At 43.9% G+C, this 14,252-nt stretch carries 8 protein-coding genes; 7 read left to right on the top strand and 1 reads right to left on the bottom strand.

The window, feature by feature from the left end:
* Nucleotides 1-48 precede the first annotated feature (48 nt).
* Together G598_RS16735 and G598_RS0102005 are read left to right on the top strand one after the other, a co-directional pair.
* The gene (locus G598_RS16735; RefSeq protein WP_245582725.1) at nt 49-465 is read left to right on the top strand and encodes a hypothetical protein; all 417 of its coding nucleotides are present in this window, start codon (nt 49-51) and stop codon (nt 463-465) included.
* A 99-nt stretch (nt 466-564) separates the two neighbouring features.
* Nucleotides 565-990, top strand: a complete 426-nt coding sequence (locus G598_RS0102005) for a nucleoside 2-deoxyribosyltransferase (protein ID WP_026765533.1) — start codon at nt 565-567, stop codon at nt 988-990.
* A 189-nt stretch (nt 991-1,179) separates the two neighbouring features.
* On the opposite strand, the gene G598_RS0102000 is transcribed toward G598_RS0102005, so the two are convergent.
* Nucleotides 1,180-2,988, bottom strand: coding sequence for a GmrSD restriction endonuclease domain-containing protein (locus G598_RS0102000; RefSeq protein WP_026765532.1), 1,809 nt, complete (start codon nt 2,986-2,988; stop codon nt 1,180-1,182).
* 491 nt (nt 2,989-3,479) lie between these two features.
* On the opposite strand from G598_RS0102000, the gene G598_RS0101995 reads away from it, so the two are divergent.
* From G598_RS0101995 to G598_RS0101975, 5 genes are read left to right on the top strand one after another with little or no spacing between them, the layout of a single operon-like run.
* On the top strand, nt 3,480-5,249 hold the full coding sequence (locus tag G598_RS0101995) for an N-6 DNA methylase (RefSeq protein ID WP_026765531.1): 1,770 nt from the start codon (nt 3,480-3,482) through the stop codon (nt 5,247-5,249).
* Between the two features lie 2 nt (nt 5,250-5,251).
* Nucleotides 5,252-5,785: a hypothetical protein gene (locus G598_RS0101990; RefSeq protein ID WP_026765530.1), complete on the top strand. Its 534-nt coding sequence runs from the start codon at nt 5,252-5,254 to the stop codon at nt 5,783-5,785.
* A 45-nt stretch (nt 5,786-5,830) separates the two neighbouring features.
* Complete coding sequence (locus G598_RS0101985) at nt 5,831-8,599, top strand: type I restriction-modification system subunit M (RefSeq protein WP_026765529.1); 2,769 nt, start codon at nt 5,831-5,833, stop codon at nt 8,597-8,599.
* A 2-nt stretch (nt 8,600-8,601) separates the two neighbouring features.
* Nucleotides 8,602-9,819 (top strand): restriction endonuclease subunit S, encoded by a 1,218-nt coding sequence (locus G598_RS0101980; protein ID WP_026765528.1) that lies wholly within the window; start codon nt 8,602-8,604, stop codon nt 9,817-9,819.
* 12 nt (nt 9,820-9,831) lie between these two features.
* On the top strand, nt 9,832-13,830 hold the full coding sequence (locus G598_RS0101975; RefSeq protein ID WP_026765527.1) for a type I restriction endonuclease subunit R: 3,999 nt from the start codon (nt 9,832-9,834) through the stop codon (nt 13,828-13,830).
* Nucleotides 13,831-14,252: the final 422 nt, after the last annotated feature.

Below are 14,252 nucleotides of genomic sequence, written 5' to 3'. Positions count from 1 at the left end.
TCGCCACAACGTGATAAAAGAGGTTGTGAGAATCAAGGATATAAAATCATGACGGAGATACGTAAGGGTGATTTCATCATCCATCATGCTAGCACAGCTATTCAGGCGGTAGGAATAGCCACTTCTGATTGTTATGAATCACAACAGCCGCGGGCGCTGAAAGATGCTAAGACGGATGTGGATTGGGATAATGATGGCTATCGCGTGGATGTAGACTACGTTGACTTCGATGTGCCACTCGATATGCGTACGTGTAAGTCGTGGCTAGCAGAGCATTGGACACAGAATAGTGCCTTCAATCGCAAGGGTATGGGAAAACAGCAGTACATGTGTCATGTGTCTAATGAACACGTGCTATTTTTGATGGAACAGTCACTAAAGCATCAACGCCGCACTTCCGTCAAAGAAATTATAGAGCGGGTTATGATGCAGGCTGGTGGTAGGTTTGCATCAAGGCGTCACTGATTACGCCAAAGTGACATTGTTATTACAATGTGGAGTGTTTGCTGTGTTAATCTGTCGATGAGGTGCTGCTGGATTTGAAGAAGAAATGAGGCTCATAATATGAAGGTGTATTTTGCAGGCTCCATCCGTGGGGGGCGGCAGGACGCAGAGCTCTACCGCAAGGTTATAGCGGTCTTAAAGGAGAGACACCAGGTGCTTACTGAGCATGTGGGCGACCTGAGTCTGTCTACCGTTGAGGACAAGGGGGATAAGGCCATCTATGAACAGGACACAGCCTGGTTGCGGGAATGTGATGTAGTAATGGCAGAATGTACCCAGGTGTCTTTGGGAGTAGGCTATGAGCTCGCTTACGCTGAATCCCATGGCAAGGAAGTACATATTTTCTATCGTACCCAGGAGACGCAGCTCTCGGCTATACTATCGGGGAATGAACGGTTCCACATCCACAGATATGCTGATGAAAATGAGATATTGGCATTGGCGAGAGGACTTGATGAGGCGCTTACGTGTGTTAAAAGTATATAAGCAGAGCGGATTGGAAGTGCCGGTGCAGACGGATATAAGTGAATAGACAAATGAAATATGAAGTTTTCCGGAGAGGAGCAATGCATAGAAAGGCCTCGAAGCCTTATAAAATGAGCGACTTCGAGGCCTTTTTGTATTAATGGGGTATGCTGGGGACGAGCAGGTATGTCTGAGCCTGTTTATGGTAACTCACAGTTTCTCATAATAATCACGTATCTTCTTGGCCATCAACACACGGCGTTCCTTCAAAAATTCAGGGTAATCAGATGAGGTCATTGTGGTAATTCTATGGGGGATACAGTTGGCATCCAGATTTTCCCAGAAAACGGATTCCTCTGCAATTGTACCGCAGGTGAGCTTGTCAGTACCACATTGTGACAGTGCTTGATTGAAATAATCGCTTGGGGCCTTTTTGCCCACGGCAATGTTGACCGTGGTATCGAGATATGTATAGTTCGCCACTTGGTTATAAAGTGATTTGTCGTTATAACCGTTTTGCTTCAGATACTCCTTGGGGAAGATGTGATGAACATCCCCGGCTACAGTAATAAGGTGCTCCACTTTGGAGGTGGTGGACAACAAGGAATGATCACCGAAGAAAACTTGCGCTGCTAAGTAAGTATTGAAATAAGGGCTGCTGATGGAGGAAGTCTCCATACTCTGCACGAGGCGTACGTTCCAGAAGGTATCAGAGAGCATAGATTCTTCATTTTCCTTGAAGAATATTAAAAAGCCCTTGTCCTTGATACCGCGCAAGTCCCTGTCCATCTGAGATTCTGGAGAGGAAATATAGCGCCCGGTCAGGACTGAGAGTACGAACCATTTCTGAATGTATCGCTTGATTTCGGTCTTTGCCACCTCGTCACCGTTCTGCAGGATGAGGAAAAGGGTATATGCAAAATCTAGTGTCATCATTGAGTTTATTAGCTTGGAAGAGATGAAACCGGCAGACTTGATGGCTAGTACAAATTGCTTGAAGTTGTATTCGCTCATGAAATTCAGTATGCCGTTCGCCAGCTTCTTAAAGCTGTTCTCTGCGATTTCCTCCTTAAAGGAGCGGTCCTTGAAATCCCTGCCGGAGAGAAGACTCACCAAGTCACCCAGTTTGCCACGATTGAACTGGTGCATGAAGGAAACACGCAGCATATCATTATATTCCGGGTCGTAGATGTCATCGTAATCGTCCTTAAGCCATTTCATCTTGGCACCGTAGGGAGACTGCATGAACTCAGCATCCACGGTTTTCAGTTTGCTGTAGAATGCTGGTTCTACGGCGAGGTGGCAGAAATAATCGATGGCTTTGCGGAGTAGGTTACCACCATAGCCTTCGTCAGCAGCAATTTTAGACATGGCGAAATCAGCTTCATTGAGCCGCTTCCCCTGGGAATTGATGCGCACGAAGATTTCTGTTACTTCACTAATATCCAGTTGTGGTATAAGCTCAATAGCTCCGATTTGGCAATTCTGTATACCGAGTAGTTTCAGGATTGCTTTATTGACTTCACTTTTCGAGACGGAGGGGTTCTTCGCCGTGAATTCTTCAATAAAGCCATAGCTGTCAAATTCTGGCTTGAATACTTCGGAAATATCTGCAATCCACATGGGACTCTTCATGTGGACAGGGGTCTGTACGGCAAATCGTTCTTCATCCTCACCTGCAATGGGGTTGAAGGCAATGCGGATGGGTTTTTCTTCGTAATTTTCAGTTAGTATGTTCTGTCCGGCTATGGCTGCCATGAGTGCTGTGATACGTTGCTGTCCATCGATGAGGATTTTCTTTCCTACGGAACTGGAGCCATCCTTAAGCTTCACGTTTCCGTTTTGCCAGATTATGATGTAACCGGTGGGGTAGCCGTTGTATAGAGAATCTATCAGGTCACGCACTTTGCTGGCCTTCCAGACAAAAGGACGTTGGATTTCAGGAATGGCGATGTTGCCTCCTTCGATGAAGCCCAATAGAGTATTTACAGAATATTGATTTACATTATATTTGCTCATTGGTTGTTCCTCGATTCTATATGTGGGGGGAAATCTACATTACAGGTATAACTTGACGACTAAAAGCTAATTTCGAGGCAGAAGCGATTAAATCCTGCTGATATTTTAGAATGCTTATCAAAAGAGATTCTCATTTACTGAAAAATCTGTTTTCTTTACACAGCGAAGTAATAAAGGAGCAGCCCCAGGCGTTTGAAGAAATCTTGTGGGTATTGTTCGATGAGCAACAAAACTGATGTATGACGGAGCCTTATTAATGGTTTATGAATAAGGCAGTATCTTTAAAATTGGTTGCTGAGATGTTTAAATCCAAATGATTAACAGGAGTGCTGTCATAACTTCACGGGGTACATTATGTATCCCGTTTTTTTGCGTTTATGAATATAAATTAAAAAGGTTATATATAACCATTGAAAACAGTGTACCGATTTTATATACTATAAACAGTCAATAAAGTTATGTATAACCATGATGTACGGAGGTGCTTTGTTGTGGCTGTTAAAACTGCAAAACCTGTGTTCTTTCCGACCCTTTCCAAGGATGATATTCGTAAGTTGCGTGAGTCAGTATCTTATGAGCTGGCATGGGAAGGGATGAATTTGCTGCGCAGCAAATCAGAACCTAATCTAGCGAAATTTATGTCGTTGGTGACTTTAGCATACATATACAAGAGAATTGGGGGTGTGAGCCGGGAAAGATTATACGATGTGTTACGGGAAACTGAGATGGACTATTCTGTTGGCCTGAAGCTTAACTCCGTGCTTGATGAATTCTACACAGAGGCAGAAACGCTTGCATACAAATGTAGTGAAGAGCAGCTACTGTCTTTAATATTTGGCAACTTATCATGGTATTTTAGAAGTATGGGGAAAAGAAGTGGAAGTGTGGCGACACCAGAAGCGTTCGCTCATATAGGCAGAGAGTTGCTACAGGTCAAGCCCGGTGAATCTGTAATGGATTATTGCTTTGGTTTTGGTGATTTTGCTATCGGAGCTTATTTGAATACTAAGGCAAAAGCAGTGTATGGCACAGAAATCTCCACAGATGCAGTAATTGTCAGTAAAATTCGTGCGGCCTTCATGGACGAAGCTATCAGCGTGAAGCAGGGGGATAGTCTGCTTGATGATTTGAGCGCGGATAAAATATATGCAGATCCACCTATGGCCATGAGAGAGACAAATGCTTACCATTGGCGTCCCCAAGATGCTGAACTGGCTAAGATTTATGAGAGACTTCCAAGAACCAGAAGAATGGATTGGGCGTTTGCATTATCTGCACTGGAAAAGCAGAATTCTGGTGGACGGACTGTGGTGCTTACATATGATAGTCTGCTGTTCCGTGCATCGAGAGGCGAGCAAGACATTCGACGTTATTTGATTGATAGCGGACTCCTGGAGTCAGTAATAGCTTTGCCAGACGGAATTATGCCAAATACAGGCGTGCAGTGTGATATGCTTGTATTTAGCCAGGGGAATACTACTGTAAGAATGGTAGATGCACGAGATTGCAAGGTAAAAGAACGCTACACAAGCGAAATGACTAAGGATAATATATTGGAAGTTCTACGTCGGGTAAACGGAGCAACAGAACATAGTCGCGATGTGGAACCCAAGGAAATTGCTGAACAAGAATATGATTTAAGTCCTGTAGGTTATTTGTCCAATGCTGTGGCAGAAGTGGAAAATGGAGTAGCACTGGGAGATTTGGTGCTATTACTGGAACGCGGACAGGCAATTCCGGCATCTAAGCTGGAAAAATTAGCAACCAAGGATGAAACGAACTTCCAGTATCTGATGTTAAAAGACGTAGAAGATGATGCTGTTCGCATGCCATTGCCATATTTAGCTGAAATGGAAGAGTCGTGGGAAAGATTTTGCGTGACTGAGGGTAACTTGGTAATTTCTAGAAGTGCACCGATGAAGATAGGTATTGTTCCTCCTTTGCAGGGCAAGAAGGTGCTGGCTAATGGCAATATGTATTTTATGCAACTAGATGAGAAAATGGTGCATCCTATATATGTAATGTGCTATTTGAAAAGCCGCGAAGGGGCCAAGCAGATAGAATATTTGTCTAAGGGGAGCACGATTAAGATAATCTCCCGTAAGGACTTGTTACAGGTAAAGATACCTGTGATACCGATGGATGAGCAGATGAAGGTTGTGGAGAAATATACTTCCATTCGCCGTCATTTATCGGTATTGAAGCGTCAGACGCAGGAATTGGAACTTCAGTTGGCATGCATCCTGGAGGAGGCGGATTGACCTTGGTGTCTGAAACCGAATTTAGTGAGCTGGTTGAGGCCGTGCAGATGAGCATCTATCAGAATCTAGAAAATGCTTGGAAGGAAGACCGATTGGATGAGTATCTGCACCAGATTGGTCTTAACAACCTGGCTCCGAATAAAAAAGCTCCTGCATGGGATGAGGCCATGCAAAATGGCAAGATTATTATCTTTGGGGAAGCTGCCATCAAGGATAGGGAAATACTGGCTTCTGTGGCCAGTCAGGGGATATCCAAAGACAGGGTGGAGCTACATATAGAATATAGTGAATTAAAGCATTTCGATTTTGGGAAATTGCGGTATAATAGTGATTATCGGTTGATTTTGGTCGGTCCTATGCCACATTCCACCAAAGATAAGGGGGAACACTCTAGTGTTATCTCCATGATGGAGCAAGAGGAAGGTTTTACTAAAATCGTCAGATTAACCAGTAATGGGCAATTGAAGATGACCAAAAGCAATATCAAGGAAGCCATCCGGGAGGCGGTGGCTTCCGGATATTTGGCTGTTGGGTGAGAAGATAGACAAGAGCAACAAAATAGAGCAGAGGAGAATTGATTTATGAATAAGCAACAATTGGCATCGACTATCTGGGAGTCAGCAAATCAGATGCGCTCCAAGATTGAAGCCAATGAATACAAGGATTTCATTTTGGGGTTTATTTTCTACAAATACTTGTCCGACAAGGAAGTGCGTTTCTTTGCCGATAAAGGTATGTCCGAAGAGGACATGGAGACGCTTTCAGAGTCTAACAAGAAACAGGTGGAGTATGCCCAGCGTAATCTTGGCTATTTTATCGCCTACGAGAATTTGTTCTCCACCTGGGTTGGAGCAAACAAGGACGATTATGAAGGCAAGAAAAAAATTACTTTTGATGTTTCTAATGTCCGGCAGGCACTATCTGCCTTCGACCGCCTTATTGGAAAATCCCACAAAAAGCTTTTCAAGGATATATTCAAAACTCTTCAGACCGGTCTGTCTAAACTTGGTGAGAGCGCAACTGCGCAGACGAAAGCCATAAATAAACTCCTGAAGCTAATAGAGAAAATTCCCATGGACGGCAAGCAGGATTATGATGTACTGGGCTTTATATATGAGTATCTCATCAGCATGTTTGCCGCCAATGCCGGGAAGAAGGCGGGCGAGTTCTATACTCCCCATGAAGTATCCCTTCTCATGTCGGAGATTGTGGCATGGCATTTATCCGGCAGAAGGGAAATTTGTATCTATGATCCTACATCAGGATCGGGATCGCTGCTTATAAATATTGGCAGTTCCGTAACGAAGTTCATGGACAGCAATAAGGTGCAGTATTATGCACAGGAACTTAAGGAAAACACATACAATCTTACGCGCATGAATCTGGTCATGCGGGGTATCGAGCCACGCAATATCAACGTGCGCAATGCCGATACTCTGGAGGATGACTGGCCGTTCTTTGAGGATGATGACCCAGACAAATATACTCTGGTACGGGTAGATGCCGTGGTGTCCAATCCCCCTTACTCCCAAAAGTGGGACAACAAGGATAAAAAGCTCAATCCTCGTTTTATTGGTTATGGTGTTGCACCCAAAGGCAAGGCAGACTTTGCCTTTTTGCTTCATGACCTTTACCATCTGGAAGAAGACGGCATTATGGCCATCGTCCTCCCCCACGGCGTGCTGACTCGAGGAAATGAGGAAGGGGAAATCCGCCGCAATCTCATCGAGAAAAATAACATTGATGCCATCATCGGTCTGCCAGCCAACATTTTCTTCGGCACAAGCATCGCCACCATTATTATGGTGCTGAAACGCAAGCGCAAGGAAACGGATGTCCTCATCATTGATGCTTCCAAGGGCTTTGAAAAAGCCGACAAAAATAATCGACTGCGGGCATCGGACATCAAACGCATTGTTGATACCGTAAAAGACAGAGCCGAGATTCCTCGTTTCTCCCGTCGTGTTTCCAAGGAGGAAATCAAGGGCAACGACTACAATCTGAATATTCCCCGCTATGTGTCTTCGGCAGAGCCGACAGAGCAGTGGGATGTACATTCCATCATGTTCGGTGGCGTCCCTAAAAGCGAACTCGATATCCTCGACGATTATTGGCAGGCTCTGCCGGGGCTTAGGGAATCCATCTTCCGCGATATTTCCGAACAGTATGCCGAACCCGTAAGCGAGAATATCGGAGTGCAGACATTGTCGCATGAAGCTGTGCAACATTACAAAGCAGATTATAAAGATAAATTCTTTGGATTTCAGGATAGCCTTAAAACTGACCTGATTGAAAATGGTCGGCGCATTGAACTCGCACATGAAGAAGGTAAAATCTGCGATGACATTTTCGGACGGCTGGCAGGGGTAAAAGCCATCGATCGGTACAGAGTTTATCAGATTTTAAGCGATGCTTGGCAGATGATACATACTGACCTTGAAATGATACAGACAGAAGGATTCTCAACTGTCATGCTGGTTGACCCCAACATGGTGCTGAAGCAAAACAATGAAGGGGAAAAGGTGGAGGTACAAAAAGGCTGGCGTGGCCATATTCTCCCCTTTGATTTGGTGCAGAGAGAACTTTTGCCGGAGGATTTGGCAGCACTCAGCGCCAAGGAAACGGAACTTGCTGATGTGGCGGCGATTTACGATGAAGTTCTCGAAAACATGAGCGAAGAGGAAAAAGGAGGTGCTATCCTGAATGATGCCAACACAGCCTTTGTAGCGAAGGAAGTCAAGACTGTGGTGGATGAAATCCTCTCGGAGGTAGAAACAGAAGAAACCCGCGCTCTCGTAGAGTATCTCACCCTCAGCAAAAAGAAGGACAAGCTCGCCTACATCGAAGAAAAGACAGCCGTCAACTGGGAAGCCATGACGAAGGCTGCAAGCGGCATTTACAACAAGCGTGAAGTCTTGAACCGTATCGACTCCATCAAGTTGGCCTATGAATTCCCGGAGGACAGCTTTGAATACAAGATGCTTCGTGTGCAAAAGGCCATAGATATGGAATCCAGTCTTAAGACTGAGATTCGCGCCATGAAGAACGAATTGCACCTGAAGACCAAGGAAACCATAGAAAATCTTGATGATGATGATGCCAAGATGCTGCTCGAAAAAAAGTGGATTATTCCCTTGGTGACGGATATCCTCTCCATGCCGGACATCATTGTAGGGGAACTTATCGAGAAGATGAACGCCATTATCGAAAAATACAAGGTGACATTTGCTGAGGTGGAAGAACGGCGCACATCTTCCGAGAAAACCATCGCCGATATGACCAAGGGACTGCGGGGCAGTGAGTTCGATATGGCGGGATTGAAAGAATTTCAGCGGCTTTTGGAGGAATGACAATGGAAAAGAAAAAAGTCCCTGAGATTCGGTTGGAGGGATTTGAGGGAGAGTGGGAAAGTTGTGAGCTGAAAGAGATTGCAACATTTTCAAAAGGAAAGGGATATTCAAAGGCAGACTTAGTCCCGGCAGGTAATCCAATCATTCTCTATGGACGTATGTATACAAATCATGAAATTATTATTTCTGATGTCGATACATTTGCTGTGCCTAAGAAAAATTCGGTATGTAGCCGTGGTGGGGAAGTTATTGTTCCCGCTTCTGGCGAATCGGCAGAAGATATATCGGTAGCATCGGTTGTAAAAAATCCAGATATCTTATTAGGAGGAGATTTGAACATCATATCTCCTAATAAAAATATCGATCCTGCTTTTTTAGCATTGGTTATATCCTATGGGAACGCTCACGATGATATGGCAAAAATGGCACATGGTAAAACTGTTGTACATTTACATAATGATGATCTGGAGCAGGTACAGTTTATACATCCACAATATGATGAGCAACTGGCAATTAGCAGTTATATCAGTTCGATAGATACTGTTATAAAATGCCAACAAGAACGCCACACCAAACTCCTCGCCCTAAAAAAATCCCTCCTGCAAAAGATGTTTCCACAGAAGGGAGAGAGCACTCCTCGGATTCGATTTGAGGGGTTTGATGGAGAGTGGGAGAAGAAAAAGTTGGGGGATTTGTACGAATGTAACAACGAGAGAAATGTAAACAAAAATATAGGTTTTGATAAGACAATTTCTGTTGCAACTATGAATTATAAAGAAGATGGAAATGGAGCGGCTTTAGATTCACTTGCTACATACAAAATATTACGATTAGGTGATATAGCCTTTGAGGGACATACAAATAAAGAATTTTTATATGGTAGGTTTGTCCTCAATGACATAGGGGATGGTATTATGTCCCCCCGTTTTAGTGCATTGCGCCCTAAAAAAATATTTCCAATTTCCTTCTGGAAATATTACATACATCATGAACCCATTATGAGAAAAATTTTAGTAAATTCTACTAAAACAGGTACGATGATGAACGAGCTTGATATAGATGATTTTTTAGAACAGGTAATTTATGTACCGGGAGATGACGAACAAAAAACCATCGGAGAATATTTCGATAACCTCGATATTCTCATCGACACCCAAGAGAAAAAAATCACGAAACTGCAGCAAATGAAAACGGCTTTGCTACAGAAAATGTTTGTTTAAGGAGGCGGCAATATGACCTTTCGCACGGAAAAGGAATTCGAGGATGCCGTTATCAACCTCCTCATTGACCGAGGCTGGAAACAGGGAATCATCGAATATCCAACGGAGGAGGAACTTATCAAAAATTGGGCGGATATTCTCTTCCAAAACAACCGCCAGATTGACAGCCTGAACGACTGCCCTTTGACGGACAGCGAGATGCAGCAGCTTATGGAGCAGATATACGCTTTAAGAACTCCGTGGAGGCTCAATGACTTCATCAACGGGAAAAGTGTGTCCATTCGCCGGGACAATCCTGATGACACACTTCACTATGGCAAAGAAGTCAGCCTGAAAATTTATGACCCCAATGAAATCGCCAACGGGGAGAGTAGCTATAAAATCGCCCGCCAGCCGAAATTCAAGACCGCGCCTGTCCTAAATGACCGCCGTGGCGACCTTATGCTGTTAATTAACGGTATGCCCGTTATCCATATCGAACTCAAGCGGAGCGATGTCCCCGTAAGCCAAGCTTATAATCAAATCGAGAAATATGCCCATGAGGGGGTGTTCACCGGGCTTTTCTCTCTCGTGCAGGTTTTTGTAGCCATGACACCGGATGAGACTGTCTATTTTGCCAATCCCGGTCCCGATGCACCATTCAACAAGGCATTTTATTTTCATTGGGCGAACGAGGAGAATATAGCCTTCACCAATTGGAAGGATGTGGTCTCAAGACTCCTAAACATTCCCATGGCGCATACGCTCATCGGTTTTTACACCATAGCCGATGAAAAAGACAATACCCTAAAGGTTATGCGCAGCTACCAATATTACGCCGCCGACAAAATTGCAGAGAAGGTAAAACACAAGGACTGGCGCGACCTGAATCCCTTGGGAGGATATGTTTGGCATACTACCGGCTCAGGCAAGACTCTCACCAGCTTCAAGGCGGCGCAGCTCATTGACAGTTTCCATGATGCCGACAAGGTAATTTTTTTGGTGGACAGACGCGCCCTCGGCAAACAGGCTCTTGATGATTACAATGATTTTTCCGGCAACCGCACGGTTGTTCACGGCACGGAGGACGGTACTGTCCTGATGGCCAAGCTGAAGAGCAACAGTCGGGATGACTCGCTCATTGTGACATCCATACAAAAACTCAGTAACATCACCAAGGACAACGAGAATATCAAAACAGCTGACCTTAATAAAATCGTCGCCAAAAAAATCGTCATTATCATCGATGAAGCCCATCGCTCCACATTTGGCGAAATGCTCACAAACATCAAGGACACGTTTAAGTATGCCATTATTTTTGGTTTTACCGGCACGCCGATTCAGGATGTAAACGAAAAGAAGGGCAATACCACCACCACAATTTTCGGCGATGAAATCCATCGCTATACTCTTGCCGATGGGATTCGGGACAAAAATGTACTGGGATTTGACCCATATATGGTCATGACCTACCGTGATTCTGACTTAAGAAAAGCGGTAGCACTCTACAAAGCAAAGGCAAATACCGTTGAGGAGGCTTTGGCGGACAAACGCAAAGCGAAAGTATATTATCGCTACATGAACAGAAATGAAGTGCCTATGCTGGGATTTCAAAGGGGCACACGCTACATAAAAGGTATTGAGGAACTTGTGCCAAACGCTCAATACACGAGACGTGAACACAAGGGAGCAGTTCTCGAGGATATCGCCAGGAACTGGGAGGTTTTAAGTCAGGCAGGGAAGTTTCACGCCATCTTTGCTACCAGCAATATCCCAGAGGCGGTAGAATATTATCGTATGGCAAAGGAAATGCTCCCCGGACTTAATATAACGGCGGTTTTCGATCCCAATATTGACAACGAAGGTGGCGGAACTCTGGACAAAGAGGATGGTATTGTAGAAATTTTAGATGACTACAGGAAAATGTTCGATGTAGAGTTTTCCATCCCTTCTTACGATAAATTCCGTGAAGATGTGCAACTTCGTCTAGCACATAAGAAACCATATAATCATATCGAGCGAAAAGACCAGATTGACATTTTGATTGTAGTCAATCAAATGCTTACCGGCTATGATTCTAAATGGATTAATACGCTTTACATGGATAAGGTGATGGACTACGAAAACCTGATACAGGCATTTTCAAGAACCAATCGCTTATTCGGCCCGGACAAGCCATTCGGCACGATTCGCTATTACCGCAAACCGCATCTTATGGAGCGCAATATTAAAGAAGCCGTAGAAGCCTATTCCGGGAATATTCCCAAGGGACTGTTTGTTGATAAATTGCCGGACAATCTGGAAAACATGAATCGCATCTTTGCGGATATTCTGGAATTGTTTGAGGCTGCAGGTGTTCAGAATTTTGGTGAGTTGCCGCAGGAGAAGTCCGACTGCAAAAAATTCGCTAAATGGTTCGCAGAATTCAACACCTATTTGGAGGCGGCCTCCATCCAAGGATTCCACTGGGATCAGCATGAATATGTTTTTGACGAATTAAAGGATGAGCGGACAATAGTACTTGCCTTTACCCATGAGGAGTATCTGACCCTTGCCAGACGATACAAGGAACTCGTAAGTGGCGGCGGTGGCGGAAGACAGGACGATGTCCCCTTCGATATCGATACGCATTTGACGGAAATCAATACAGATGCCATTGATACCGACTATATGAATACACGCTTCAAGAAATACTTGCATATTGTGATGGATGATGGTGCTGACGCCGAGCAAAAGGAAAAGATGCTGAAAATCCTGCATAAATCCTTTGCCATGCTGGGGCGTGACGATCAGGAATATGCCAAATTATTCCTTCAAGATATACAGGACGGAAAAGTGAAAGTAACGGAGGACAAGACTTTTCGTGACTACATCAGTTTATATAAGGAAGCTGAGGAAAGCAATCGTATAAAACGAGTTGTGCATAGGCTTGGCTGTAATGAAGAGCAGCTCCGCGACCTCCTGCATCGCAAAGTCACCGAAACAACAATTGATGACTTCGGAAGGTTCGAGGATTTGGTAAAATCTGTTGATTTGGGCAAGGCAAGACGGTTTTTTACCAGAGTTGAAAGAACTGAACTCAAAGAAGTAGATTTGAGAATGCACATCGATGAATATTTACGTATGTTCCTTTTGAACGAAGGTTATGACAGGTATAATGAAGTGCATGAGGACTTTGCACCTTATGGTAGCGAAAAGAATTCTACAGAAGGTGAAGGATCAGTTTCGGGCAACGATAGTGACTCGAATCCACCTGACGATATAAATGACAAAAAGAAAACCACAAAAGTCAAAGCCAAAAAATTGGCTAAATGGTGTGAAGAAAGTCCTGCCCTGTCTGCACTTATGAAATCGGGGGCATATGCTTGCATCGAAGGTCGAGTTTGTCCATTTGATAAGAAATATGCCAAGAAAGACCCAGACGGAAATTGGCGTCTTACCGATTATGCAAAGGATGAAGAAAACGAAGATAAATGCTTCTTGCAGTTCTATGAGGATGATGAGGGGAAACTTCATTATATAAAATTGCCGGCTGATCAGGCAGATAAAACATTTCATTATGTTGACGAAATTAATGACGATATTCTGAAACATTATAGCTTGGTAAGCGAGATAAGCGAAAGAATGCTTGATGAAATTTATCGCTTGGATTTTGGTCCTTCGCTTAGAGAATTGATGAGTCGCAGAATTTGCAGTTGCAGCACAGAGCTTCTGCGAAGTACTACAGGTCTCGACAATCGGACGATATCTAATATGCAAAAGGGGAGCAATCTTAATACTTTGAATGTGGTTTCTGCGTGTTTGGGCATCCATGTTCCCTTTCCCGTCAGTTCGGAACTCTTAGACCGGGCGAACATATCCATAAATCCGACAAAATCACAGGATAACAATATTTATAATCAGCTACTAACGATTCGATGGGCATCGGATTATGATGATATTGTAACAGACCTCGAGGCAGACGGTAAGGAAAGTCTTATAAAAAATCCGCATAAGAAGAAAAAACAGCAGGCAAAACAGAAAACTACATAACTATCATAGGTAACGACCGAAGATATTTAGTACAAATATCTTCGGTCTATTTTTTTGTGCTTTTTTAAGGAGGTAGCGTCGTGAAAATATTTTATTGAACTTTCTTCAAGGGAAAATTGTCGTATCACCGAGATGAAACAGATTTGATGCGCTAAGAACCCTTGATACATATGGGGGCAGTCCTTGAACAGAGTTCAAGGAGTAGAAATTCTTAGTGTGATATCATCGTCTCAGATGATTTGAGTACACCGTCTGTCGGGGGTACTTAGGAACAAAATATTATCGAGCCTGATTACGTATAACGGCACGAGGATACACATATCGAAAACCAATGTTGCTATGGCAACAGCGAGTATCGGTATGGGGTAGCCTTTATCGCTGTGCGTAATTTGGCATCACGGGGAGGCTACATATAACAGGGT

This window comes from Selenomonas ruminantium subsp. ruminantium ATCC 12561, assembly GCF_000424065.1.
Taxonomy (GTDB): Bacteria; Bacillota; Negativicutes; order Selenomonadales; family Selenomonadaceae; genus Selenomonas_A; species Selenomonas_A ruminantium.
Note: the sequence above shows the minus strand (reverse complement) of the source record. Positions and strands in the feature narration are given on the sequence as shown.

Bases quoted from the DNA above. Each gene is read 5' to 3' on its own strand.
- G598_RS16735 (WP_245582725.1), top strand. From the start codon at position 49: ATGACGGAGATACGTAAGGGTGATTTCATCATCCATCATGCTAGCACA.
- G598_RS0102005 (WP_026765533.1), top strand. From the start codon at position 565: ATGAAGGTGTATTTTGCAGGCTCCATCCGTGGGGGGCGGCAGGACGCA.
- G598_RS0102000 (WP_026765532.1), bottom strand. From the start codon at position 2,988: ATGAGCAAATATAATGTAAATCAATATTCTGTAAATACTCTATTGGGC.
- G598_RS0101985 (WP_026765529.1), top strand. From the start codon at position 5,831: ATGAATAAGCAACAATTGGCATCGACTATCTGGGAGTCAGCAAATCAG.
- G598_RS0101980 (WP_026765528.1), top strand. From the start codon at position 8,602: ATGGAAAAGAAAAAAGTCCCTGAGATTCGGTTGGAGGGATTTGAGGGA.
- G598_RS0101975 (WP_026765527.1), top strand. From the start codon at position 9,832: ATGACCTTTCGCACGGAAAAGGAATTCGAGGATGCCGTTATCAACCTC.